Origin of the sequence: Mesorhizobium huakuii, from assembly GCF_030160235.1 — a bacterium.
GTDB classification, from domain to species: Bacteria; Pseudomonadota; Alphaproteobacteria; order Rhizobiales; family Rhizobiaceae; genus Mesorhizobium; species Mesorhizobium huakuii.
This window is the reverse complement of record NZ_BSNY01000046.1, coordinates 1-26121: the sequence shown is the minus strand read 5'-3', so window position 1 is coordinate 26121 and position 26121 is coordinate 1. Positions and strand designations below refer to the sequence as shown.

Here is a 26121-nt window from a genome sequence, read left to right as displayed (position 1 = left end):
AATGGCACCAATGACAACGGCGCACCAGTCGCTGTAGCTGATACCAATTGGGCGAAGGAAGACACCAACACCAGCGCAACTGGCAATGTGCTTCAGACACTCGCGCATGCCGGTGCACCGTCGGGAACGTTCTCGGACAATGCCGATACCGATCCGGATGCCGATACACTAGCTGTATCCGCGCTCTCGGGCGGCATCGACAACGGCACCACATTCACCAAGACCGGAACCTATGGCACCGTGGTCATCACGAAGGCCACCGGTGCCTATACCTATACGCTGGCGAACGCCCAGGCCAATGTGCAGGCTCTGGCGGCGGGTCAGATGGTGACGGACAGCTTCACCTACACTGTTTCGGACGGGCATGGCGGGACAGCATCGGCCAACCTGGCTGTGACGGTCTTCGGCACGGACGAAGTTACTCCTGGGTTAATTACCTTGGTGGCAGACGGCAAACAGGGGAGTAACTCTGAGCCAAGCACTGTCACCATAACGTTTACTACAGCCGTCCATACAAATTTTGCTAATCTATCTGACGTGATGCATGTATCTGGCCTGCCAAATGTCAGCGTGATCGCAGGGTCGGGAAGCTTCAACGCAGCCCACACTCAGTATACATTCCTCGTCGACAAAGGCGCTGGAAGCAACAATGGATCGTCCTACACTCTAAATATCGATAGCGGAGCATTCTCGGATAATGCAGGTCATACGAACGCAGCCGCGACCCAAGCCAACCTCAAACCCGCCGGCACGTCGGGCGAGCCTATCAATCTTGGCTTGAGCGATCCCTCACATGACGGCGCGCCCATCACCGTCACGGTGAAGGACGTGCCTTCGGGCTGGACCATCGACGGCGCGACCCATAATGCCGACGGAAGCTGGACGACACAGACCAACGACTTGCACGGACTGACCGTCACCACGCCACCCGAATTCACCGGGGCAGCCGTGCTCGATGTCCAGATGACCTGGATCAACGCCGACGGCACTGTGGGCACCGCGTCGGTCGCCGACAATGTCGAGGCCTATGCACCGGGTTCGCCGATCTTTGCCTGGTCCGGCGACGATGTGCTAACCGGCTCCCACGGCAACGATCTCTTCGTCTTCTCGCAACCGATCGGCGCCGACACGGTGCACAATTTCGACGCGGCGGCCGATCAGATCGACCTTATCGGCTACAACGGATTGGCCGACTTTGCCGACCTCCAGACGCATATCGCCGACGATGCCAACGGCAATGCGGTGATAACGCTCGGCGACGGACAGTCGATCACGCTGGACGGCGTACACGCGAACGCGCTGACCGGAAGCAATTTCGTGTTCGACCAGACGCCGGTGGTCAACAATTCCGGCACCATGACGATCGGCGACGGCGCTCTGCTGCCGCTGAGCGGCATAATCAACAACAGCGGCCTCATCTCGCTCGACTCGACCGGTGGCGATACGCTGCTGCAGGTCATCCAGCACGGCGTGACCTTGCAGGGCGGCGGGCAGATCCTGCTGTCCGACAGCGCCGCCAACATCATTTCCGGCACCGGACCGGACGTCACTCTGGTCAATGTCGACAACACGATCTCCGGCGCCGGCCAGCTGGGCGGCGGAATGCTCAGCCTCGACAACAGGGGGACCATCATCGCCTCCGGCTCGAACGCGCTGGTCGTCGATACCGGTGGCAGCGTCGTCGTCAACTCCGGAACGCTGGAAGCAACGGGTTCGGGCGGCTTGACGGTCGCCGGCGGCCTGGCGAATTCAGGCATGCTCTGGGCCAATGGCGGCGACATCGTCATCCACGGCCAGGTCACCGGCGCCGGCGATGCCACGATCGGTAATCTGTCGAAGCTGGAGTTCGGCGGCGCTTCGTCAACGGACGTCACCTTCGGGCACGACGCTGCCGGCACGCTGCAACTTGACGATTCCTTCGATTACAGCGGACGCATCGGCGGCATCACCAATGATGACACGCTGGACCTTAGGGACATCTTGTTCGGTGCGGGAACGACGGCTGTCTATCAGGCAAACCAGGATGGCAGCGGCGGGACGCTGACTGTTTCGGATGGCACCCATGGCGCCGCGTTGCATCTGGTCGGCAGCTATGATGCGAACGCCTTCAAGCTTGCCGATGATGGTCAGGGCCATACCGTCGTTTCGTACAATCCGGCGGAATTCACGCTGACCGGCATCGGCAACGGGGCGATTTCAAGCGACTTCGTGGTGTGAACCAAAGGGCCGCTCTCAGCGGCGGCTTACCTGGCCTGACAAAGTATCGAGTGGGGTTCTGGAAGTGGATAGCAAGTCTCGAATTGTGAAGGATGCGCTTCGGGCATGCCGCCGCTATTTCCTGGTTGCGGCGGCATTCAGCCTGGCGATCAACCTGCTTTACCTGGCCTCCCCGCTCTACATGCTGCAGATCTACGATCGGGTCGTCACCAGCGGCAGCGAAACTACGCTGGTGATGCTGACCCTGGTGTTGCTGGCCGCCTTTCTTTCGCTGGCCGGCCTCGACCTGGTGCGCGCCTGGATCCTGACGCGTGCCAGCGCGCGACTCGACCGGCTGTTGTCGGCAAAGATCCTCGCCGCTTCGGTCGAAACCCCATCGCCCGGCTCCTCGCCGAGCCAGCCTATCCGAGACTTCGACACGTTCAGGCAGGTCATCACTGGCAGCGGCATCCACGCCCTGTTTGATTTGCCATGGTCGCCCATCTACATCGGTATCATCTTCCTGCTGCATCCGTGGCTCGGCTTTTTCGCATTGGGCTGTTCATTGCTTCTGATCGCCATGGCGGTGCTCAACGAGTATCTCGTGCGCTCGCCGCTGAAGCAGGCAAACGAGCTGGCGACAAGCAATTATAACTTTACCGAGATGAGCCTCAGGAACGCGGAAGTCGTGCGCGCCATGGGGATGATCGACGGTCTCATCCGCCGCTGGGGGCGCGACCGCAACCTGGCGCTGCGGCGCCAGGCGGAGGCAAGCGACCGTGCCGCGTTGATGTCGGGCCTTATCCGGTTCCTGCGGCTCACCATGCAGTCGCTGATCCTCGGCCTCGGCGCCTATCTGGTCATTGAACGGCAGATTACCGGCGGCACCATGTTTGCGGCGAGCCTCCTGCTGGGCAGGGGGTTACAGCCCGTCGAGCAGATTGTTGGCCTTTGGCGCAGCCTAATCCTTGCGCGAGCGGCATTGACGAGGGTCGAGAAGCTGGTCGACGGGGGGGCCCGGAACGAAAGGTCGTTCAACCTGCCGAAGCCCAGCGGCAAAATCTCGGTCGAGCAGGTCAGCTTTGCGATCGCCAGCCAGCAGAAAGTGCTTCTCCGGGACGTATCGTTCCGGCTGGAAGCAGGCGAGGCTCTGGGAATCGTTGGCCCTTCCGGCGCCGGCAAGTCGACCCTGGCACGTCACCTTGCCGGCGTCATGCAACCCAGCCGCGGCACCGTCAGGCTGGATGGCGCCGACCTGTCGCAATGGGGGCACGACGCGCTCGGCGACCACATCGGCTACCTGCCGCAAGATATCGAACTCTTCTCCGATACGGTCGCTGCCAATATCGGGCGCTTCAAGACCAATGTCGACCAGGAGGTGATTGAGGCCGCGCGGCTCGCCGGCGTGCACGAGATGATCATTCGTCTGCCCCAAGGTTACGAGACCCAGATCGGCGAAGGCGGTGCAGTGCTATCAGGAGGATATCGGCAGCGGATTGCTCTCGCCCGTGCGGTATTCGGAACGCCGAACCTGATCATTCTTGACGAGCCGAGCTCCAATCTCGACGCCGATGGCGACCGCGCGCTGAGCGAATGCGCGATCGAGCTCAAGCGCCGCGGCAGCACGGTGATCATTGTCTCGCACCGGCCTTCTACCTTGGCGAATGTCGACAAGATCCTTCTGTTGCGCGATGGCGCCGTCGAGGCCTTCGGGATGAGAAACGAGATCGTGGCGCTGCTCAACCAGCGCGCGGCTCCAATCGCGGTGGCGACCCAATGAGCTGTGGGCGGAGAGATCAATGAGCGACGGCGTTCTTACCTACCGAAGCCTGCCTGGCGAGGCCGGTATCCTAGCCCCGGATTCGATCCGGGTGCCGGCCTTTATCGGTCTGTTGATTGTATTGGCTTTCTTCGGCATTTTCGGCGGCTGGGCGGCCTTTGCCCCGCTGAACGGCGCCGTGCTCGCCGACGCTATCGTCAAGGTGGAAGGCAATCGAAAAAGCGTACAGCACTTCGACGGTGGTACGGTGAAGGAGATCCGCGTCAAGGATGGCGACGTCGTCAGGAAGGGCGACATCATGCTGAAGCTGGACGACACCAGGGTTCGGTCCGAGTTCAATCTCTATGCCCAGCAATATGCATTGTTGCGCGCAACCGATGCCAGGATCCGGGCCGAACTGGACGGCAGCAAGGTGGTTGCCTTTCCCAAAGACATTCTCAAAGAGCACGAGGACTATCTCAACGATGCAATGGCAAACCAGATCGCCGATCTGGAAAGCCAGCGTGCCTCGATGGCCGGCGCCAAACAGATCCTCGAGCGGCGCATTGCCGAGCTCGAGGAGCAGATACGGGGCAAGCAGTCTCGGGTCGAATCCTACCAGGCCCAGCTGCAATCGACGATCGACGAGAAGGCCAGCCTGTCGAAGCTGCTCAAGGCCGGATTGACGACCCGCCCGCGCATCCTGGAACTGGAAAGGTCCGCCTCGGACCTGCAGGGCCTGATCGACGACAATCTCGGCGCAATCGGCGGCAGTCAGCAGAGCAAGGCCGAACTCGAGAGTCAGATCGCGCAATTGACCAATGAGCGCCGGGCCAAACTGTCGGCCATGCTGATCGATACGCAATCGAACCTTGCCGACCTCGTGCCCAAGATGTTTGCCGCCCAGGCTGCCGTGGACCGGGCCGAAGTGCGCTCGCCTTACGATGGCCAGGTGATGGATCTCAGTGTCTTCTCGATCGGTGCGATCGTGGCGCCGGGCCAGACCATTCTCGACATCGTGCCGACCGAGAATTCGCTGATCGTCCAGGCGCAGGTTCGCGTCGAGGATATATCAAACCTGCGACCCGACATGGCCGCCGAAGTTCGTTTTACATCCTACAAGCAGCGTTCGATACCCATAATTCATGGACGCGTCACCCGCATCTCGGCGGATCGAATCACCGACAGCAAGACCGGGTTTCCTTACTATCTTGCCGACGTGGCGGTTGATCCGGTGGAATTGGCCTCAGCCCCACAGATTGCCCTTTATCCGGGCATGCCGGCGTCAGTCATGATCGTTACCGAGGAACGCACAGCACTCGACTACATTCTGGGCCCGCTGGTTGTGTCGTTCCACTCTGCGTTTCGCCAGAAATAACGGCATCGCCAATCGATTGGCGATGCCCGGGTTTAGATGTCAAGCCTGTTGATCGACACCGTTTACGGCAGTTGCCGGGAATGTGCTACATATTGTGACACCTATTGTGATACAAATCGAGAGTTTCGGCCAGAAAAAGTAAATAAAAACAATATGTTATGGCACGGATTGATCCCAGCCAACGGTACCATCGGCTTCTTCCATAAATCTTGCGCGTGGGGGGCAGCCGATGGGCGAAATCACGCTCGACGATGCGCGTGCGGTGCATAAACGTTGAACGACATCTTTCCACTGATCAGGCTGGGGAAGTCTCGCGCACGAAATGGGTAGGCGAAACGGCATTCATCGGCAGGCGGACCGGAACAAAATCAACGGCCCGTACCGCACTGGGAATCTCGTCGGACATCGGTTCGCGCCCTACCTGCCTTTGAGCCGGATCGGCGACAGGAACCGTTGCAAGCAGCTTGCGTGTATAGGGGTGTTGTGGGTTGCCGAAGACCGACCGCCGGTCCCCGATCTCCACGATCTCGCCGAGATACATGACGGCGACGCGATGCGCGATGCGCTCGACCACAGCCATGTCATGGCTGATGAAGAGAATGGCGATGCCCATGTCACGCTGCAGGTCCATCAGAAGGTTGATGACCTGAGCCTGGATCGTCACGTCGAGCGAGGCGACCGCCTCATCCGCGATGAGAAGGCGCGGGTCGAGCGCCAAAGCCCTGGCGATGCAGATGCGCTGCCGTTGACCGCCGGAAAAGGCATGTGGATAGCGTTCGAGATGATCTGGCGGCAACTGCACCTTGGCCAGCAGTGCGATCGCCCGTTCCAACAAGGCACTTCGCCGCGCAATGCGGTGCACCCGCATCGGGTCAGTCAGTGCCTGGCCGATCGTCATGCGTGGATTGAGTGACGAGAAGGGGTCCTGAAAGACCATCTGCACCTCGCGCCGGAACCCCGCAAGGGTCGCTCGTCCCGCACCGATCATCTCGTTGCCATCATAGCGAATGGAGCCGGACAGGGGCCTGTCCAATTGCATGATGCTGCGCGCCACCGTCGACTTGCCACATCCCGATTCGCCGACCAGCGCCAGCGTTTCACCGGGGAAAATATCGAAGGAAACACCCTCGACCGCATGAACCCGGCCGGTGATGCCGCCAAGGATGCCGCCTTTCAGGTCGAAGCGGGTAACAAGGTCGCGGACCTCGACCAAAGGCCTCCTGTCCGTCGCGGTCGATCCGGCGCTCATGCGGCGACCTCCGGCTGCGAGGCTTCCGCATCGTATATGACGAGCGGGAATTTTTCCGGCGCGTCCTTGTCGGCCATGCTGCCCAGCCTTGGCACCGCTGAGATCAGCGCGCGCGTGTAGCGGTGTCGGGGGTCAACAAAAATCTGGTTTACAGAGCCCGATTCGACGATTTCTCCCTTCAACATGACACAGACGCGGTCGGCGATTTCGGCGACCACACCCATGTCGTGGGTAATGAAAAGAACGGACATCCCGATCTCACGCTGCAGTGCGCGGACCAGATCCAGGATCTGCGCCTGTATGGTGACATCGAGCGCGGTGGTCGGTTCGTCGAGGATCATCAAGGAGGGGCGGCATGCCAATGCCATGGCGATCATGACGCGCTGGCGCATGCCGCCGGAAAGCTGGTGCGGATACTGGTCGAGCCTTCGAGCGGCGTCGGGAACACGCACGAGCTTGAGCACGTTCAGCGCGATGTCGCGGGCCTCGCGCGGCGACTTGCCCTGGTGTCGCGTAATCACCTCCGCAATCTGGTCGCCTACGGTGAATACCGGATTGAGGCTCGACATCGGATCCTGAAAGACGATCGAGAACTCGAAGCCGCGAAGCACTTCCATGCGCTTTTCGGAGAGCTTCGTCAGATCGGTTATGCCGCCGTCCTTGAGCCTCATCAGGATCCGCCCGCCGGTGATCCTGGCGCCATCGTATTCCGTAAGGCGCATCACAGTCATTGCGGTGACGGATTTGCCCGAACCCGACTCGCCCACCAGTGCCAGGGTCTCGCCGCGCCTGATCTGGAACGAGACACCCTGAACCGCCCGTACAGCTTTTGCCGCGCTTGACCCGAAGCAGACTTCCAGGTTTTCGACCGACAGGATTACGTCGTCGGGAAGGCTCGCGGTGGCAGTCGGTTTGACGGTCAACAGGAACTCCAAGCGCAATGGTCGCGACAAGCGGCATCGAACGCAGTGAGCATGTGGGCTGTCAATAGGGGCCGGATCTCCAGGCTGCCCCAAGATAGGCCGCCGCATGTTCCTGAGTGCCTTCCAAAACGATCTTGGCCCTTTGATTGTCCGGGTTCCGGGCCAGTTCCCAATGGTTATGCAATCTCTGCATTGCCCTGTCGGATTTCGCATTAAGCCTGCGAATATCCGTTCAGTCCGCTCAGCGCATGGTCAGCGCCGGATCGAGTATGTGGTGGCCGCGAGTTTGCTCAGCGGTCCGCGAGAGATATTTCCACAACGCCTCACCGTCTCGACTGCGCGCGCCCACGCGGCGGAAAATCCTGATCTCGATCTCCAGCGACATCTGCTGTCCACCGATCTGGGCCAGTTCGCCCTGGGCAATTGATTTCTGGACGCAGATCTGCGGCAGCCAGACCACGCCTTGTCCAGCGATCGCCATCTGCTTCAGGCCTTCGGCAAGCGAAGACTGATAGACGATGCTGAAATTGAGAGGGCGCCGCCAGCGCGACTGGATGAGTGAGATCAGCTTGCCCAGATAGCCGTCGCTCCACGAGTAAGCGAGATATGGAATCCTGGTGCCCTCCGGCACATCGATGTCGAAGAGCGGCTTTCCCGTCTCGTCGACCCCCGACACAAGAACCAAGCGATCCCTGCCGATCTGCAGGGATTCGAAGGGGCCAGCCTCAAGGACCGGCGGGCCGTCGGGATGATCGTAAGTGATGGCGAAGTCGCACTTGCCTGACGACAAGTGCTCGACGCATTCCAGGAAGTCGCCAGTGTGCATGCTGCTGCGGACCGGGGCATTGGGCATGTCGGGCTGGCTGATCCACTTGGGAAAAAAATAGATAGCCAGCGTATGAAGCGCGGCGAAGGTCAGAAGCCGCGAACTGGCGCCGGCGGCGTTGCGGCAGTCGGTGCGCAGCCGGTACACGTCGCGAAGCATTTCCTGGCAACGCGGAACAAATATGTTGCCAGCGCTGGTGAGGTGTACCGGATATGTGCTGCGGTCGATCAGTTCGGCGCCGACCCACGCTTCCAGCGCCCTTATGCGGCGGCTGAAGGCTGGCTGCGAGATGTTACGGGACGCCGCCGCGGTCGAAAAATTCCGCGTCGCGGCGATCTCGAGGAAATCTTCAAACCATGCCAGCTCCACGATCGCCCTCATGCATTATTCGCATAACTGATCCTATCTACGCATTGGACAGGGGCGCAAGCCTCCTCCTAGCTTTCGCACGCAACGATAAAAAGACCTCGGGTCAATTGTGGGAACATATCCATGAAAATGAAACGTGCCTTGGCATTAGCGTTCAGCATGGGCATAGGCGCTTTTGCCTCGTCTGCCGTGGCAGAAACCAAGAATCCCGGAACGTTTGTGTTCCTTTGGACCGACGATGTTCAGTCCTTCGATCCGGCCTACATTGCAAACACGCCGAGCTCCTACGGCGTGCTCAACGTCTACAGCCGCCTGTTGAACTACAACGGCTCCCAGATTTCCGAATTCGTGCCTTCACTGTCCTCGCAAGTGCCGAGCCTCGAAAACGGCCTGATCAAGCAGAACGCGGACGGTTCGGTCAGCTATAGCTTTCCGATCCGCAAGGGCGTCCACGCCCACAAGGTCGGCATCAAGGGCGACGACGGCAAGATCACCTGGCAGTATTACGACGGGCTGACCAACGAGCAGAAGGCCAAGATCGAACCCGGCTATGGCGAAATCACACCCGAAGACGTGCGTTACTCGCTGCTGCGCGCCATCCTCATGGGGCAATCCTGGATGTCGAATGCCATCACCGAAGTGGTGACAGCGAGCAAATACACCGACGTCGCCAAATGGGTCGAAGCTGAAGGCAAGGTGTCGGATATCAAGGACGCCAGCCCCGAAGCGCTTCGAAAAGTCTATGACGAACTCGCTTCGCAGATCACTGTCGAGGGCGACAATGTCACGCTGAGGCTGCCGAAATCCTTCCCCGCCACGCTTGGCGTCCTGGCACTGCCGTTCGGTGCCTCGATCGTCGACAAGGAATGGGTCGCCTCGGTCGGAGGGTGGGATGGCAACGGGGACACCTGGAAGAAGTACTACCGTCCCGAACTCGGTGACGATCCGCTGTTCGCCCAGGAAAACGGGACCGGTCCGTTCATGCTCGACGAATGGGATAGAACGGATCGCCGCATTACGCTGAAGCGTTTCGACAATTATTTCATGGGCCCGGCCTCGCTCGAGCGCGTGGTCATGCGCACCGTTCCGGAATGGACGACGCGTCGCCTGCAACTGCTTTCCGGCGATGCCGACTTCGTGACGGCGCCTGTCGAATTCTTGGACGAACTCGGCAAGACCGACGGGGTCAAGGTCATCGACGGCCTGCCCAAGGTTTTCAGTCGCGGCCTCTATTTTGCGTGGCCACTGGACGATGCCGACAACGCCGCCATCGGCAGCGGCAAGCTGGACGGCAACGGGATCCCTCCGGACTTCTTCTCCGACATCGATGTCCGCAAGGGCTTCAACTACGCGCAGAACTACGATGCGCTGATCAAGCAGGCGCTGCTCGGCAAGACCGTCCAGGCGCGCGGCCCGACCGTTCGCGGCATCATGGGCTATCGCGCCGACTCGCCGATCTACGGCTATGATCCGAAAAAGGCCGCGGAGCACTTCAAGAAGGCCTTCGGCGGCAAGCTGTGGGATACCGGCTTCACCTTCACGGCCTATGTGCAGGAAGGAACGCCGCAAGGCACGGCCGCGCTTTCCGCGCTCCAGCAGGGACTGCAGCGGATCAACCCGAAGTTCAAGATGAAGATCCAGTCGCTGCCATGGGCCTCCATCTCGGACAAGCTGAACAATCGTGAAAAGCCCGCCTCGCCGCTCACCTACATGGGCTGGGGACCGGACTATTCCGACCCGGGTGGTCCGCTGGGGGCCGCGACCTACTACCTGTCCCCGACCGGTCTTGTCGGTGGCATGCTCGGCCAGGGCTACCGCGACCTGATGGCGGAGAAGTTCAAGCCGCTTCTCGACCAGGCCTGGGCCTCGAGCGATCCCGCCGTGCGTGAGCCGATCTACGCCAAGCTGCAGGAAATGTCCTACGACTATGCCACCACGCAGTTCCTCTGGGAGGACTTCGGGTACATCGTCACCCGCAGCAACATCGACGGCTATGTGCACAACATGATCCTCTACGGCGCCTGGGATTTCTATCCCGTCACCAAGAAGGCCGACTAAAGAGCTTCGGGTTTCGCCGGGCGCCATCGTCGCCCGGCGAAACGGCTATTCCTCATGGTGCGGATGCTGATGTGCTGAACTACGCTTTGCGGCGGCTCCTGATGTTGCCCGTCGTTCTCTTCGCCCTGTCGCTGATGCTTTTCGCGCTGCAGATGTCGCTGTCGCCGACACAGCGCCTGGCAGCGTATGCGCCGTCCCCGGACTTCCTCAAGGGCGGCCAGGACAGCATTCGCAGGATGATCGAGCAGTATGGGTTGAACGATCCCTTCTACATTCAATACGGACGCTGGATCGGCAACATCCTGACCGGCAATCTGGGTTGGTCCGAGACCGCGCGCCAGCCTGTTGCTCACGCCCTGGCTTCCCTGCTGCCTGCGACCCTGGAACTGGTCCTGCTGGCGTTCATTCCTGGCTTTCTGCTGGCCATCTACCTGGGCTCGCGGGCCGGCATCCATCTCAACCGTTGGCCGGACCATCTGATCCGCATCTTCACCATCCTGGGCTGGTCATTCCCGGTCTATGTCTTCGGACTGCTGATGCTGCTGATCTTCTACTCTGCGCTTGATTGGTTCCCGCCGGGGCGGCTTAGCCAGTGGGCCCAGGCCGCCGTCACCTCGCCTGGCTTCACCCGCTACACCGGCGCGAACACGATCGACGCGCTGCTCAACGGCAATCTCGCCATTTTCTGGGATTCGCTCAGGCATCTCGCTGCCCCCGTCATCACCCTGACCTACGTCAATCTTGCCAACATGACGCGTGTCATGCGCACGTCGATGCTGGAAACGCTTCGCCAGGACTATGTCCGCACGGCACGCGCAAAGGGCATGCCCCGGCGTGTGGTGGAGCTGCATCATGCCAGGCGCAACGCGCTGCTTCCGGTCACAACGATCGCCGGAATGGAACTCGCCGCCATGATGGGTGGCGTCGTCATCACCGAAACCATCTTCGACTATGCGGGCCTCGGCCAGTTCGCGGCCAAGACGGCCGCCAACCTGGATTTTCCGGCCGTGTTGGGCTTCGGGCTCTACTTCGCGGTCGTTCTCGTGGTGTTGAACCTGGCCGTCGACATGATCTATCCGCTGCTCGATCCGAGGGTAAAGACGCGATGAGAGCGCTTGGCTATCTGAAGCGTAATCCGATCTCGCTGGTTGGCGTGCTGCTGTTGCTGGCATTCGTGCTGGTTGCGATTTTCGCGCCGGTGCTTGCACCGCCGCAGGAATTCCAGATGTCGGTATACGACACGCCGAGAGCGGGCTTCCTGGCAACGCCGCAACCGCCATCGGCCGAGGCGATCTTCGGAACAACCGAAGGCCAGTACGACATCTACTACGCCGTGATCTGGGGCACCCGCACGGCATTCAAGATCGGCCTCGGCGTCGTCGCCATCTCGGTGCTGATCGGCACGATCATCGGATCGCTTGCTGCCTTTTACGGCGGCATCGTGGACGAAGTGCTGATGCGTATCGTCGACGTCTTCATGGCGGTTCCCTTCCTCATCGCCGCCATGGTTCTGACTGCCCTGCTCGGCAAGGGGCTCGGACCGATAACCGTCGCGCTGACGACTTTCGGATGGATGGGTTATGCGCGCGTGGTGCGCAGTGAAATCCTGCGGATCCGCGAGATGGATTTCGTGAATGCGGCCAGAAGTTACGGCGCCGGCGACTTCAGGCTGATCGTGTTCCACATCCTGCCCAACGCGTTCTTCCCTGTGCTGGTTCTGGCTACCATGGCCACGGGTTCTATGGTGCTGACCGCTTCCGCCCTGAGCTTCCTCGGAGTGGGAACGGAGGAAGGCTACGCCGATTGGGGGCAGTTCATCGCCTATGCGCGCAACTGGATCGTCGGCCAGCCCGGCAATCCGTTCCAGTACTGGTACACGCTCGCCTTCCCCGGAGCCGCGATCTTCCTGTTCGTGCTGGCGTGGAACCTCGTCGGCGACGCTCTGCGCGACATTCTCGATCCGCGCCATACAAACTGAAATCAGGGAGTATCCTCGTGTCTTCGCTTTCCCCCCACGCCATCGAGCTTCTTGAAGACCTTATCCGCCACGAGGTGGAGGACAAGGCGATCCCGTCGATCTCCTATGCCCTGGTCGACAGGGACGGCCTCATGACGCACGGCCACATACAGCGGCACGATCGCCGCTTCGACATGAAGGACGACACCTGTTTCCGCATCGGCTCGATCACGAAGACCTTCACATCGGTTGCCATCATGCAGCTCGTGGAGAAGGGACTGGTCGACCTTGATGTCGATGTCTCGGAGTATCTGCCCGGTTTTCACCCGGTCAATCCGTTCGCCGGGCGTGAAAGCGGTCCTCACGGTTCCCAGGTCAGTCTGCGCAAGCTGATGAGCCACACCGCCGGTATCGTGCGTGAGCCCAAGAGCGGACATTATCTGGACTCGCACAAGCCGCCGCTGGCCGACACGGTCGCCGAGCTCGCCACGTCCACGCTGAAGCAGGATCCCAGCGCCGGCATCATGCACTATTCCAATGCCGGCATTGCCGTCGTCGGCATGGTGATCGAACGGGTAACGCGAAAGAGCTATTCCGACTATATCACCGAGAACATCCTGAAGCCGCTCGGCATGAACGACACGTCGCCCGGGATGGCTTCCGGCATCCGTGAAAGGCTGGCGCCGGCCGACATGTGGACTCTGGACGGGGATAGCCCCGCGCCGGTGTTCAATCTAGGCGGATCGCCCGCCGGCAACATCTTCTCCACCACTTCCGACATGGCCAACTATACGAGGTGCCTGCTGCGGGGCGGCTTCGCGCCCAACGGTGATTCCGTTGTCAGCCCCGCATCGCTGCGCAAGATGTGGACCCCGATCGGCAAACGCCCCGAAGGTCACAACAAGGACCTCAACGGGTATGGGCTGTGCTTCGGCGTAGGCGACATGGACGGGTGGACCTCCGTAGGCCATGGCGGCGCGGTTTATGGCTATGCGTCGCAGATGATGCTTCTGCCCAGGGCCGGTTTCGGCGTCCTGATCTTCGCCACGCTTGATTTCGCCAATCAGATAGCCTCCAGGCTCGCCGGCGATGGCTTGCGCATCGCTCTTGCCGATTGCGGCATGGGACGCATGCCGCTTCGCAGCCAGACCCCGCCACCCATTACCGAAGACCAGTTCGCAAGCCTGCCCGGCCTCTATCGTCATGAGGTGGGCGGCGAGGTCGTCGAGGTGAAGAGCAAGGACGGCAAGCTGTATCTAATGGGGGAGGGCGTGCCGCTGCAGATTCGCCCGGTCTCGGGCAACGACTTCGTCATCGACGGACGCATCTATGGTCGCGGCGCCGACTACGCGCATATGAACCTCTCCTTCTCCAAGGCCAGCCAGCTGACCTGGAAAGGAGCGAACTGGTCGCGCGTCGATAGTCTGCCTGTCGAGAAGGTGCCGCCGGAGATCGCGCCGCACCTCGGCGAGTACGGGCCGGATTTCAACATCACCTATCTGACCTACAGCCACGGCCAGCTGAAATGCCTGATCGAGTATTTCTGCACCCATACCTGCGAGCCGGTGGATGCCAGCCGGTTCCGTATGCACGGGCTGCTCTACGAGGAGGAGATTCTCGAGCTGGACGCCGTCGACGACAATGGACGCCGCGGCATTCGCGTCGGCCCCATGTTCCTGGAGCGACGGCGGGCTGAAATGGCAGCCTGAGACACCTTGGCCAAGGCAGCCATCGCTGCGCAGGCCGCCTCCACCGCATGAGCCAGGACGCCATTGAAGCCGCGTGCACGGTGACCTTCTTTGAAATCGAAAGGCAAGCACATGAAAGTCTTTATCAGCGCCGACATCGAAGGCACGGCGGGCATCACCAATTGGGACGAGGCGCGCAAGGGCAATCCCGACTATGCCGAATTCCGGGAATACATGACCGATGAACTGGTCGCAGCCTGCGAAGGCGCCAAGGCGGCGGGTGCGACCGAAGTCGTCGTCAAGGATGCCCATTCGACGGCGCGCAACCTTATCCTGTCCAAGCTTCCAGCCTATGTCCGCATCGTTCGCGGCTGGAGCGGCCATCCGGATGCGATGATGTTCGGCATCGATGACACCTTCGATGCCGCTCTCTACACCGGCTACCACAACAAGGCCGGCACCGACACGAATCCGCTGGCACACACGTTGACCGGCACCGTGTCCAGGATGCTGATCAACGGGGAGGTGGCATCCGAATATACGCTGAACGCACACTGTGCCGCCCGTTACGGCGTGCCTTCGGTCTTTCTGTCTGGCGATGCCGGCATGTGCGGCGAGGCGAGGGCGCTGGTGCCCGCGATAGCAACCGTTGCAACCAGCGAAGGCTTCGGACCGGCGACGTCTTCTCTCTCGCCTCAAGGCTCGGTCAAGGCCATACGTGAGACCGTGGAGGCCTCGCTTTCGCGCGATCTGTCGAAATGCCTGCCGAAGCTGGCCGACCGGTTCGAGCTCATCGTCGAATACACCACGCCCATCGAGGCCTACAGGGGAAGCTGGTACCCGGGCATCGAACATCCCGCCGCGCGCACGCTTCGCTTCGAGGCAGACAATTTCTTCGACATCCAGCGCGCGATACGGTTTGTCGTCTGACCCGTCGGATGGCATGACGTCGACCATGATCTCCACAGGCCGGCCAATCGGTCGTCGCGACCTTGCCGAAGGGGCCATCTCACTTGTGGATTGCGATCAGAAATAGGTCTTGAGCGCGCCGACGATCTCATAGGCATCATCGACCAGGAAAAGAATCTGCCATTTGTCGAAGGTTGTGCAGGGATGCGACACGCCCAGTCCGATGCGATCGCCGACTTTTACCGAAACCGTCGCCGGAACGCGCATATAGGCGTGCTGGTCGTTGCTTGCGAAGATCTCACAACCCGCCAGCGTTTCGGGCGAACCGCCATCGCGCGACACGAGAAGCGGTACCGGCAGTCCGGAGTCGGTTCCGAAATCCCGCTTGCCGGCGGTCAGGATGGCCAGCCCCGGTTCAGGGCAGGACTGGACATGGGTCCATACTTCCAGCGCGTTGACCAGACCTTCGTTCTCACCGGTCGCGGCGAGGATGCGCTTCTGCTCGGCCTGGTAGATGCCGCTGTCATGGCTGACATAGCAGCCGCTGCGCGTCATCACCTGTGCGCCGCTGCCGGAGAGGCGATCGAGCACGATGTCGTAGAACGACGAACCGCCGGCCGTCACGATCGGTGGCGCGCGCTCGAACAGGTTTTCGCCGGCGCATGCTTCGTAGAGCGCGCCGATCTCGTCGACGAAATCCGCAACCGCTTGTGCCGGGCCACCGTCCTTCGGCTTGATCAGTCCCTCGAAAGCCTCGACGCCGCAGAGCCGCAGTTGCGGCGCCGCATGCGCGGCACGCGCGACCTCGAGCGCGGTGTCGTTGTTGCGGCAACCGGTGCGGCCGCCCGGATAGCCACGCTCGACCAGCACCTGGATCGGCCGCGAGGCTGTCCCGGCGCGTCCAACCGCCTCGCTCGCCAGGCGCACGGCATCGAGGCTGTCGACCAGCATGTAGAAGTCGAGGCTGGGCGAAGCGTTCAACTCGGCGACCAGGGCGTCCAGTTCCAGCCGTCCGACGAGCTGGTTCGCGAGCACGATGCGATCGATGCCGAACCGACGGCAAACCCTCATCTGATGCAGCGTGGCGACGGTCACGCCCCAGGCGCCGTCGCGCAATTGCCTCTGCATGATCTGAGGGCACATCGTCGTCTTGACGTGCGGCGCGATGATCGCGTTGCGCTTCGCCAGGAAACGCTGCATCCAACGCGAATTGTGGTCGAGCGCGGACTCCCTGATGACCGCTGCCGGCAGCGGCACGTCACCGCGCAGGAGGTTCCAGCCCATCGAACCGACATCATGAAGACGGACCGCGACGCCAGGCGGAATGGCCTTGGTGGTTTCGTCCAGCACCAGATCGTCGAGCGGGTGAAGATGCATGTGAATTTCCGATTCTGTGCCACCCGCCGGAGGCCGCGCGAATGCGGCTTGGCGCAGCTCTTACATGGTCCAGGTGCTTGCGGAAATCATACAATAGTTTGATGATGAGAAAAGATTTTTCTTAAACGAAAAGATAGGTATGAGGACGAAAGAATGCGCATTTTCATAGCGGGCATGGACACCGAGACCAACACGTTCGCGCCCATCCCGACCGGTTACCACAGTTTCGAGGAAATGGGCATTGCGCGGGGCGACGCTACGTCGAAGGCGCTCAACGAGCCGTCTTGCCAGCTGTTCGTGTGGCGTCAGCGCGGCGAGGCGGACGGCCACGAGATCGTCGAGAGCCTGTGCGTCTGCGCCGAGCCTGGAGGCATAACAATCCGCAAGGTCTATGAGCAGTTCCGCGACGAGATCCTGGCCGAACTTAAAGCGGCCATGCCGGTCGATTGCGTGCTTCTGGCGCTGCATGGCGCTTTCGTTGCGGAAGGCTATGACGATACCGAGGGTGATCTTCTCGCGCATGTCCGAGCTATCGTCGGCCCCGACATCCCGATCGGGGCAGAGCTGGATCTGCACTGCCACACAACCCAGAAGATGGTCGACAACGCCACCGCCATCGTCGCCTACAAGGAATATCCGCACACCGACATCATGGATCGTGCCGGCGAGCTCTACCGCATTATCGTCGACACGGTGGAGGGCAAGGTCAGGCCGGTGATGGCGCTTTACGACTGCCGCATGATCAGCACCTTCCGAGTGCAGGAGCAGCCGATGCGCGGCTTCGTTGATGGCATGACTGCCGCCGAAGCCGAGCCAGGCATACTGTCAGTGTCGCTCGGACATGGCTTTCCGCATGGCGACGTCGAGGACGTCGGAGCCCGCATGCTGGTCGTTACCGACGATGACAAGTCGCTTGCCGAGCGGACGGCCGAAAGGTTTGGCAAGCAGCTTTTCGCCTTGCGTAACGACCTGATCCCGAAATTCCTGGGCATCGACGAGGCGCTCGATATCGCGCTCGCCGAGCCGCAAGGGCCGGTGGTCATCGCGGATGTTTCGGACAATGCCGGCGGCGGCGCACCGGGGGACTCCACCTACATCCTGCGCCGGCTGATAGAGCGCGGCATCGGGAACGTAGCCAGCGCCATGTACTGGGACCCGATCGCCTATCGCTTCTGCGTCGAGGCCGGGATCGGCGGAACCATAAACCTGCGGGTTGGCGGCAAGTGCGGCGTGTTCTCGGGTATGCCTGTCGATCTACGCGTCACAGTAAAAGGCCTCGGCCGCGAGCTGACGCAGCTGTTCGGCACCATGCCCTGGCCGCTCGGGGATGCGGCATGGGTCACCACCGACGGCGGCATCGACCTGATCATCAACACGGTTCGCACGCAGGTCTTCCATCCGGACTGCATGACCGCGCTCGGTCTCAATCCAAGCGATCGACGCATCGTCATCGTCAAATCCAATTACCATTTCCAGGCTGGTTTCGCACCGATCGCCAAGCGCATCCTGTTCTGCGCCCCGCCCGGTGCGACGCAGCCCAACTTCGCCGCGATCCCCTACACAAAGCTCAAGACGCCCTATTGGCCGAAAGTGGAAAACCCATTCGCGGCCGACGCGGCTTAAGCAATCGCATCATTCGGGGAGGAAAATACCGGTCCCGGCGCGCTGCGCGGCAACGTCGTATCGCCTGTGCGCGTGACCAGATGACAGCGGACTGTTCGCAATCCGTCGGCGGGTACCAAAACCTGCGGCAGTTCGCAGCCGGTCGTCGCGGAAGGGCAGCGATCCCGGAAGAAGCAGCCGGTCGGCAGTGTTCGGTTGCTCGGCAATTCACCGGCGCGCGGTGCGATCGAGTTCAGTGGACGATCGAAACTCGGAACGGCATCGAGGAGCGTCCTGGTATAGGGATGCCTGGGAGCGTCAAGCACGTCGAGCGTCGGGCCTTCTTCGACGATCTGGCCGAGATACATGACGGCGACACGATCGGCCACGTGGCGCACCAGTGACACGTCGTGCGAGATGAGCACATAGGACAGTTTGCGCTCCGCCTGCAGCGACAGCAGCAGATTGACGATCTGCGCCTGCACCGACACGTCCAACGCCGAGGTCGGCTCATCGAGGACCAGCAGCGCCGGTTCGACGGCGAGCGCCCTGGCAATCGCGATGCGCTGGCGTTGGCCGCCCGAGAATTCGTGTGGATAGCGATCGACATGCTCCGGCCGCAAGCCGACCGAGACGGCCAGTTCGGTTGCGCGCTCGATCAGCTGTTTGCGGGTGTAGCCGCCGCGAATGTGCAGAGGTTCGGTAATCAGGCGCCAGACCGGAAGACGCGGATCGAGCGACGATTGGGGGTCCTGAAAGATGATCTGCAACTGGGTGCGTCGTGCGCGGTCCTGTTCAGTTCCCCTGAGTTTGATCGCGCCCGCGGAAATGTCGGTCAGGCCGAGGATCGCCTGTCCAAGCGTGGTCTTTCCGCAGCCGGATTCCCCGACAATGCCGATGGTCTCGCCTTCGGCGACGCTGAACGATACGCCGTTGACGGCATGGACGTCGGCGCCACCGAACCAGCCCGAGGTGACGCGGTAGCGGACTTCCAGGTCTTCGACGGAGAGGAGCGGAGGCTCGGTCACGCGGCTTGCGTCTCCTCGATACGGCGCCAGCAGGCGGCGCGGCGAGCCGGCTCTATGGCGGCCAGCGGCGGCACCGAGACGCAACGATCATCCGCCTCGCGGCAGCGTGCTCGAAAGAGGCAGCCGGCAGGCGGGTCAAGCAGGTCGGGCAAGGTGCCGGGTATCTGTTCCAGCGGCTGTTTGGGTGGTGCCAGCCCCGGCAGACAGCGTATCAGGGCACGCGTGTAGGGATGGGCTGGCGCCGCCAGCACCGACGCGGTCGTCCCGGCTTCCGCGACCCGTCCCGCATAAAGCACGTAGAGCCGGTCGCAAAGCTGCGACACCACGGCCATGTCATGCGATATGAAAACAACGGCCGTTCCCGTGCTCGTCGCCTTGTGTTTGATGAGGCCCAGGATCAGCGCCTGCACCGTCACATCGAGTGCCGTCGTCGGCTCGTCGGCGATGATGAGCCTGGGTTCGCAGGAAAAGGCCATGGCAATCAGCACGCGCTGCCGCATGCCTCCGGAAAGCTCGAACGGATAGGCCTGCATGATCCGCTCCGGCTCGCTGATCAGCATGTCGCGCAGCAGGCCTGAGGCTTTGCTCGTCGCTGCCGCATTGTCGAGACGCTGGTGACGGCGGATGACCTCGACGATCTGCTCGCCGATCCGCCGGGTCGGGTTGAGGGCGTTCATCGGCTCCTGGAAGATGGTCGACACCTGCCGCCCGCGCACATGCTGGAGTTCGCGCTCGCTGAGCTTCATCGGATCGCTGCCGAACAGACGGATGCCGCCGCCGGTAATGTGCGCGGCCCCTTTGGGCAAAAGCCGCGTCGCAGCCATCATGGTCACCGATTTGCCGCACCCGGATTCTCCCACGATGCCGACGATTTCGCCGGCACGGACATTGAGGCTGACCCCGTTCAGCGCCTTGATCGGCCCGCGATAGGTACGGAACTCGAGCGAAAGGTCGGTGATTTCGAGCAGGACATCGCCGGAAGGTTCGGTCATCGGCCACCCAGCCTCGGATCGAGCATGTCGCGCAATCCGTCACCCAGCAGGTTGAAACCCATCGCGCTGATCAGAATGGCCAGGCCGGGAAAGGTGACATACCACCACTGGTCGAGGAAATAGTTGCGCCCGCTCGACACCATGGAGCCCCATTCAGACGTTGGCGGCTGGGCGCCGAGGCCGATGAAGCTCAAAGCCGCGGCCGTCAGGATGGTGCCGCCGAGATCCAGCGTTGCCTGAACGATGATGGGTGACAGGGCGTTAGGCAGTATGTGCCAGCGCAGCATATAGGCAGGCGAAGCCCCGAAGCTGCGCGATGCCTTCACATAGGTGCGGTTGCGCAGCGACAGCGTTTGCCCACGCGCCAGCCGCACATAGGCGGGCACCCGCACCACGGCGACGGCCAGCATGGCGTTGAACAGGCTCGGCCCCAGCGCGGCGGCCAGCGCCATGGCGAGGATGAGTGCCGGCAGCGCCAGGAAGACGTCCATCAGCCGCATGATCGCGGTATCGACGATGCCGCCGACAACGCCGGACAGGCAGCCTATGATCGAGCCGATGACGGTCGAGATGATGACGATGGCAAAGGCGATGCCGCAGGAAGCGCGCGCGCCGAAGAGCACCCGCGAAAACAGATCGCGCCCAACCTCATCGGTGCCGAAGAGGTGCTGCAGGCTGGGCGCGGCAAGCCTTGCTGAAAGTGAGATCTTGTCGGGCGGGTAGGGCGCCAGCAGGGGCGCGGCCATGATCACGAACAGCACCAACAGCGCGATCGCTGTGCCGATCAGAGTGAGGGGACTTCCCTTCACGCGATACCACAACCGTCCCATGCGAAGCCGCGATGCCGGCCGGGGCGATGTGGCGATGCCATCCGCCGCCATCAGCCGAGTTCCCTGATCTGTGGGTCGAGCACCATATAGGTCAGATCGACCGCGAGGTTGATCAGCACGTACCCCAGCGAAGCGACAATGGTGAAGCCCATGATCGCGGGAAAATCCAGCGTCTGGATCGATGACACCACATAACTCCCCATGCCTGGCCACGCGAAGATCGTTTCGGTCAGCACCGCGCCGTAGAGCAGATCACCGAAGGCGAGGCCAAGCAGCGTCACCGACGGGATCAGGGCATTGGGCAAGGCGTGCCGCAGGATGACCGCTGACCGCGACAAACCATTCGCGCGCGCGGTGCGCACATAATCCTCCTGCAGGACGTCCAGCATCGAGGCCCGGATCTGGCGCGTGATGATGCCGAGATTGGCGAAGGCGAGGACAAAGGCCGGCAGGATGAGGTGATAGAGCGACGACCAGAAGGCTTTCAGGTCGCCGGCGACAAGCGAGTCGACGAGGAAGAAGCCGGTGATGCGTGGCGGCGCCGCGATGCCAAGCGTGATGCGGCCGCTGCCCGGAAGGATCGGTATCTTGACATAGAACAGGAGGATGAGCGCCAGCCCGAACCAGAATACCGGCATTGAAATGCCGGCGACCGACACGACACGCGCTGCCTGGTCGACCGGTCCGTCCTTGTAGATTGCCGAAAGCACACCGAGCGGCACGCCGATCATGATCGCCATCACCAACGCGGCGATGCCGAGCTCAAGCGTGGCGGGCAGGAACAGGGCAATATCGCCGGCCACCGGGCGCCGCGTCCGCAAGGACTGGCCGAGATCGCCCGACAGGAGCTGCTTGACGTATATGACAAACTGCTGGGTAACAGGTTTGTCCAGGCCAAGCTCCTGTCGCACATGCGCCAACGTCTGAGCTGAAGCCTTGTCGCCGGCGATCAGCTGCGCAGGATCGCCAGGGATCAAATGCGAAATCGTGAAGGTGATGATCGCGACACCAGCCACCACGAACACCAGCAAGACGAGGCGCCGAAGGATCGTTGAAATGAGCGACATACCTTCGGCGCCGATTTCTTATTCGGACTTGGACATATCGGCGATGTTGTAGACCTGGATCAGCATCGGATTGTAAACGTACCCCTTCACCGAGGATCGCATGGCGAAGATGTCGTTCTTCTGGAACAGAAGGACGTATGGAGCATCCTCGTTGGTGATTTTCTGCGCGTCGATATAGAGCTGCTCACGCTTCTTCTGGTCGACGGTCGCGAGCGCCTGGGTGATCAAATCGGTCACTTTCGGGTTTTCATAGAAGGCTCGGTTGCCGGGAGCCCCCATCTTGGTCGGGTCGAACCAGATGTTCATGAACATGAACGGATCGGCGAAATCGGGCGTCCAGGCGCCAGTCGCAATGTCGTAGTCGCCCTTGGCGACCAGCTCGCGCTTGGTCGTGTCGGCGACATTCTTCATATCCATCGTGACGCCGATTTCGGCGAGCGAAGCCTGCAGCGCAAGACCCACCGGCTCCCAGGCGGAGTCAGCCTGCGAATAGGTGAAGCTGATGTGCAGATTGGAAACACCGGCGTCGGCAAGCAGCTGCTTGGCCTTCTCCAGATCGTAGCTGTACTGCATGCCCTGCGGGTCATGGCCCCACATGCCGTCCGGGACAGCTCCGCGCATCTGTTCGGCCTGGCCCTGCATGACGCCATCGACCAGCCCCTTGTAGTCGGCTGCATAGGATATGGCCTGACGGACCTTCGGATTGTCGAAGGGCGCTTTCTTGTTGTTCAGATAGAGATAGACGACATAGAGGCTGGGATTGCTCTCGATGACCACCCCGGCGCTTGATTTCATGGCCTCGGCCTGGTCGACCGGAACCTGGTCGATCAGGTCTGCGTCTCCATTCTCCAGTTGCAAGCGACGCGATGACATCTCGCGTACGATCTTGAAGATGACCTGCTTGAAAGCCGGCGCCTTGCCGGCATAGTGGGGATTGGGGTCGAGGGTGATCTGCTGGTTGCGCTCCCAGGCCGAGATTTTGAAAGCGCCGCTGCCGGCGCTGTGCTCGGCGAGCCAGGCTTTCGCGTCGTCGCCGTTGACCGCGTGCTCTTGCGCCTTCGGATTGATGATCGACCCGGCCGAAGTGGCGAGCGCCGACAGGAACGGTGCAAATGGCGCAGATAATTCGAACTTCACGGTCTGAGGGTCGACAACCACGACATCCTTGACGGTCGGGAACATGTCGCCCGGGCCAGCCGCCAGCTTCTTTACGCGGTCGAATGAATATTTGACCGCGGCGGCATCGACCGGCGAGCCATCGTCGAACATGTGTCCCGACGCCAACTTGAATGTCCAGCTTAGGTTGTCGGGCGCCGTGGTCCAGCTCTCGGCAAGCTCCGGAATGACCTCGGTCTTGGCGCCGTCGTATTTCACCAGACGCTCGTAGGCCGGAAAGATCAGCGTATAGCCGTTGTTGGAGACCTCGACGCCGGGGTCAGCCGTGGGCGGATCCTCGGCCTTGTCGATAACCAGGACATCCTTGTCGGTGGCCCAACTCGGTCCCGCAAAGGTAAAGGCTGTCAAAGCGGCAAATGCCGCAAAAGTCGGCAGGCGACGTAACAACATCATGCGCTCCCCTCGAGCTTGTGTTTTGCATCTCTCACGGGACGGACCGAGGGATGCCTTTCGCACACGCTAACACCCGCATTTCGGATGGCAAGCCGATTTTTCTGATAGGAAAGAGATTTTTCTAATTAGCCAAGTGTCATTTCTGCTTCGACGGTCTCGCGCTCGTCATGAGGGCGCATACTCTTGGCGCCGCTGATGAGGGTCTGTTCCGACTGGCCGGATGCCGACGTGCACACGCACAGGATCCGGGCCGGCGTGTCGCCGACGCTGACATAGGCGTGTCCCATCGTGCTTTCGAAGTAGACCGACTCTCCTGTTTTCAGCCTCAGCGTTTCATAGACGTCGGTGTGCAACTCGACTTCGCCTTCGAGAACATAGGTGAATTCCTGGCCGGGATGACGGATGAGCTCGCCGAACGTTTCGATGCTTTGCTGGGTGATTGCCCCCAGCATTGGAATCATTTCCTTGCGCGACAGCTCCGTGCACAGGAAACGATAGACGTAGTTGGGCGTCTCGACGATCCGCCCGTCCTCAAGACGGCTGACGGCACGCGCGCCGTGCGCGATGGGAGAGACGCTGGCCTTTCTCACGCCGAAGAGCTCGGTTATGTCGACCTTAAGCCCTTGGGCAAGCTGCAGCAGCTTGTCATAGGTCAGCGACATCTGGTTGTTCTCGACCTTCGACAGGGTGGAGATGGCGAGCCCCGACATCTGGGCGACCTGCGTCAGTGTCCAGCCCCGCTCCCGGCGCAGCAGTTTGAGGCATTCTCCCAGACTTGGCTTCGAATCGCTCATGGCGGATCCTTTTTGACGTTGCCCGCAGTCTAAGGTTGAGACTGAACAAAGTCGACTCGCAAGCGACGCTGCCTTTATCATAGGAAAGATGTTTGACCGATCGGAAATATTCTGCTTGGCTGGCCGCATTTGAGCGAGAGAGGCTATGCAGGACGTTCTTATCATCGGTGGCGGCATAGCTGGCGCCTCGGCGGCGTTCTTTCTTGCGCATGGTCGACAGGTCACAGTGCTCGAAGCCGAAGCCCACTGTGGCATGCACACTACCGGACGGTCCGCTGCGCTATTCAGCGAGGGCTACGGGAACGCCGCCATCCGCGGCTTTACACGGGCCAGCCGCCAGTTCTTCCTGGAGCCGCCGCACGGCTTCTGTGATGTACCCTTGCTGACGCCTCGCGGCGCAATGCTGATCGGCACGGACGAGCAGAGGCCAAGGCTGGAAGCGTTGTTTGCAGAGACGGCTAGGGAATCGGCAACAGCCATGGAATGGCTCGATCCCGACGCTTCCAGATCGGTCATTCCAATCCTGCGGCCTGATTACAAGGCGAGCGCGTTTCTCGACCGCTCGGCGATGGATATCGATGTCGATGCACTTCACCAGGGCTTTTTGCGGGGCGCACGTCGTCAGGGTGCGCAAGTCGTCACCAACGCCCGGGTCGAGGCGATCGAGCGCGTCGGTGGAACATGGATTGTGACGACCCCGGTCGGCGTCTTCGACGCGCCGGTCCTTGTCGACGCGGCTGGTGCCTGGGCGGACCAGGTGGCCGTCATGGCGGGAGTCGCGCCGCTTGGCCTGGTCCCGAAACGGCGAACCGCAATGCTTGTCGAAACGCCACCCGGCATCAACGCCAATGGCTGGCCGGGCGTCATCGATGTCGACGAGATGTTCTATTTCAAGCCATCCTCAGGAAAGTTGTTGCTCTCACCGGCCGATGAGACGCCGAGCGAACCATGCGACGCTCAGCCCGAAGAGATCGACATCGCCATCGCAGTCGATCGCGTTCAACACGCCGCCGATCTGCCGGTGACGCATGTTTCGCGCAGTTGGGCGGGCTTGCGGTCGTTCTTTGCGGACAAGACGCCGGCGGTTGGCTGGGACACCCGTGTTGAGGGCTTCTTCTGGCTGGCTGGACAAGGCGGCTACGGCATCCAGACCGCACCCGCGCTTGGTCAACTGACTGCGTCTCTGGTGATCGGAAGCGATCTGCCCAAACCATTTCTCGGCGAAGGCGCCGATCCCGCCCTATTGTCGCCTGCCCGGTTTCACGCCACGACCAGCCTGAATGACGGTTGAGGCCCCCATGTTGCCGGATACGATCCCTCGATCACGCCTTTGTCACACGCCCACGCTGCTTGAGGCGATGAATGCACTGTCGGGCCACCTTGGCGGCCTCGGGTTTCATGGCGGGTATCTTATCGCTTGTTTTTGTCGCGACCCTCGGCGCTTGGGGTCTTTGCGCTGTCCGATGTTTGATGTTTAAGGAGCCGCTTTCTTAGCTCGACTTTGTACGTTTTTGGTCAGGTCCATGTCCAGAAGAGGCTGTTGGTTGCGA

20 protein-coding genes are annotated in these 26121 nt (G+C 61.4%); 10 read left to right on the top strand and 10 right to left on the bottom strand.

The window, feature by feature from the left end:
- The 3 genes from QQK95_RS22235 to QQK95_RS22225 form a co-directional block, all read left to right on the top strand.
- A partial coding sequence (locus tag QQK95_RS22235) for a beta strand repeat-containing protein (protein ID WP_284276562.1) occupies positions 1–2217 on the top strand: 2217 nt, incomplete at its 5' end.
- A gap of 64 nt (positions 2218–2281) precedes the next feature.
- A complete protein-coding gene (locus QQK95_RS22230) occupies positions 2282–3976 on the top strand; it encodes a type I secretion system permease/ATPase (protein WP_284276561.1) in 1695 nt (564 codons plus the stop codon).
- 19 nt (positions 3977–3995) lie between these two features.
- Complete coding sequence (locus QQK95_RS22225; RefSeq protein ID WP_284276560.1) at positions 3996–5333, top strand: HlyD family type I secretion periplasmic adaptor subunit; 1338 nt, start codon at positions 3996–3998, stop codon at positions 5331–5333.
- A gap of 295 nt (positions 5334–5628) precedes the next feature.
- On the opposite strand, the gene QQK95_RS22220 is transcribed toward QQK95_RS22225, so the two are convergent.
- The 3 genes from QQK95_RS22220 to QQK95_RS22210 form a co-directional block, all read right to left on the bottom strand.
- Positions 5629–6546, bottom strand: coding sequence for an ABC transporter ATP-binding protein (locus tag QQK95_RS22220; protein ID WP_284276559.1), 918 nt, complete (start codon positions 6544–6546; stop codon positions 5629–5631).
- 32 nt (positions 6547–6578) lie between these two features.
- On the bottom strand, positions 6579–7505 hold the full coding sequence (locus QQK95_RS22215) for an ABC transporter ATP-binding protein (protein ID WP_284276558.1): 927 nt from the start codon (positions 7503–7505) through the stop codon (positions 6579–6581).
- Positions 7506–7746: 241 nt separating this feature from the next.
- Positions 7747–8712 carry a LysR substrate-binding domain-containing protein gene (locus tag QQK95_RS22210; RefSeq protein ID WP_284276557.1) on the bottom strand — a complete coding sequence of 322 codons (966 nt, stop codon included), beginning with the start codon at positions 8710–8712 and terminating at the stop codon, positions 7747–7749.
- Positions 8713–8919: 207 nt separating this feature from the next.
- Here QQK95_RS22210 and QQK95_RS22205 point away from each other — a divergent pair, with 207 nt between their 5' ends.
- The 5 genes from QQK95_RS22205 to QQK95_RS22185 all read left to right on the top strand — a co-directional run bounded on the left by QQK95_RS22205 (position 8920) and on the right by QQK95_RS22185 (position 15333).
- Positions 8920–10758: an ABC transporter substrate-binding protein gene (locus QQK95_RS22205; protein WP_284276556.1), complete on the top strand. Its 1839-nt coding sequence runs from the start codon at positions 8920–8922 to the stop codon at positions 10756–10758.
- A gap of 101 nt (positions 10759–10859) precedes the next feature.
- Positions 10860–11867, top strand: a complete 1008-nt coding sequence (locus tag QQK95_RS22200; RefSeq protein ID WP_246686802.1) for an ABC transporter permease — start codon at positions 10860–10862, stop codon at positions 11865–11867.
- Positions 11864–12736, top strand: coding sequence for an ABC transporter permease (locus QQK95_RS22195; RefSeq protein WP_284276554.1), 873 nt, complete (start codon positions 11864–11866; stop codon positions 12734–12736). The genes QQK95_RS22200 and QQK95_RS22195 overlap by 4 nt, the downstream gene beginning before the upstream one ends.
- A 17-nt stretch (positions 12737–12753) precedes the next feature.
- A complete protein-coding gene (locus QQK95_RS22190) occupies positions 12754–14424 on the top strand; it encodes a serine hydrolase domain-containing protein (RefSeq protein ID WP_284276553.1) in 1671 nt (556 codons plus the stop codon).
- Positions 14425–14535: 111 nt separating this feature from the next.
- Positions 14536–15333 carry a M55 family metallopeptidase gene (locus QQK95_RS22185; protein ID WP_284276552.1) on the top strand — a complete coding sequence of 266 codons (798 nt, stop codon included), beginning with the start codon at positions 14536–14538 and terminating at the stop codon, positions 15331–15333.
- Between the two features lie 96 nt (positions 15334–15429).
- On the opposite strand, the gene QQK95_RS22180 is transcribed toward QQK95_RS22185, so the two are convergent.
- Positions 15430–16689 (bottom strand): amino acid deaminase, encoded by a 1260-nt coding sequence (locus QQK95_RS22180; RefSeq protein WP_284276551.1) that lies wholly within the window; start codon positions 16687–16689, stop codon positions 15430–15432.
- A gap of 153 nt (positions 16690–16842) precedes the next feature.
- On the opposite strand from QQK95_RS22180, the gene QQK95_RS22175 reads away from it, so the two are divergent.
- On the top strand, positions 16843–18312 hold the full coding sequence (locus QQK95_RS22175; RefSeq protein ID WP_284276550.1) for a M81 family metallopeptidase: 1470 nt from the start codon (positions 16843–16845) through the stop codon (positions 18310–18312).
- Here QQK95_RS22175 and QQK95_RS22170 read toward each other — a convergent pair.
- From QQK95_RS22170 to QQK95_RS22145, 6 genes are all read right to left on the bottom strand, one after another.
- Positions 18309–19319 (bottom strand): ABC transporter ATP-binding protein, encoded by a 1011-nt coding sequence (locus QQK95_RS22170; protein ID WP_284276549.1) that lies wholly within the window; start codon positions 19317–19319, stop codon positions 18309–18311. The two genes, QQK95_RS22175 and QQK95_RS22170, sit on opposite strands and share 4 nt — an antisense overlap.
- Positions 19316–20311, bottom strand: a complete 996-nt coding sequence (locus QQK95_RS22165; protein ID WP_284276548.1) for an ABC transporter ATP-binding protein — start codon at positions 20309–20311, stop codon at positions 19316–19318. The genes QQK95_RS22170 and QQK95_RS22165 overlap by 4 nt, the downstream gene beginning before the upstream one ends.
- Entirely contained in the window at positions 20308–21192 is an 885-nt protein-coding gene (gene ddpC, locus QQK95_RS22160) for a D,D-dipeptide ABC transporter permease (protein WP_284276547.1), read from the bottom strand. Before ddpC ends, QQK95_RS22165 begins: the two co-directional genes overlap by 4 nt.
- Complete coding sequence (locus tag QQK95_RS22155) at positions 21192–22208, bottom strand: ABC transporter permease (protein ID WP_202326445.1); 1017 nt, start codon at positions 22206–22208, stop codon at positions 21192–21194. The genes ddpC and QQK95_RS22155 overlap by 1 nt, the downstream gene beginning before the upstream one ends.
- 18 nt (positions 22209–22226) lie before the next feature.
- Positions 22227–23777, bottom strand: coding sequence for an ABC transporter substrate-binding protein (locus QQK95_RS22150; RefSeq protein WP_284276546.1), 1551 nt, complete (start codon positions 23775–23777; stop codon positions 22227–22229).
- 125 nt (positions 23778–23902) lie between these two features.
- The gene (locus QQK95_RS22145; protein ID WP_284276545.1) at positions 23903–24571 is read right to left on the bottom strand and encodes a helix-turn-helix domain-containing protein; all 669 of its coding nucleotides are present in this window, start codon (positions 24569–24571) and stop codon (positions 23903–23905) included.
- Between the two features lie 145 nt (positions 24572–24716).
- On the opposite strand from QQK95_RS22145, the gene QQK95_RS22140 reads away from it, so the two are divergent.
- On the top strand, positions 24717–25862 hold the full coding sequence (locus tag QQK95_RS22140) for an NAD(P)/FAD-dependent oxidoreductase (protein WP_284276544.1): 1146 nt from the start codon (positions 24717–24719) through the stop codon (positions 25860–25862).
- The last annotated feature ends 259 nt before the right edge of the window (positions 25863–26121 follow it).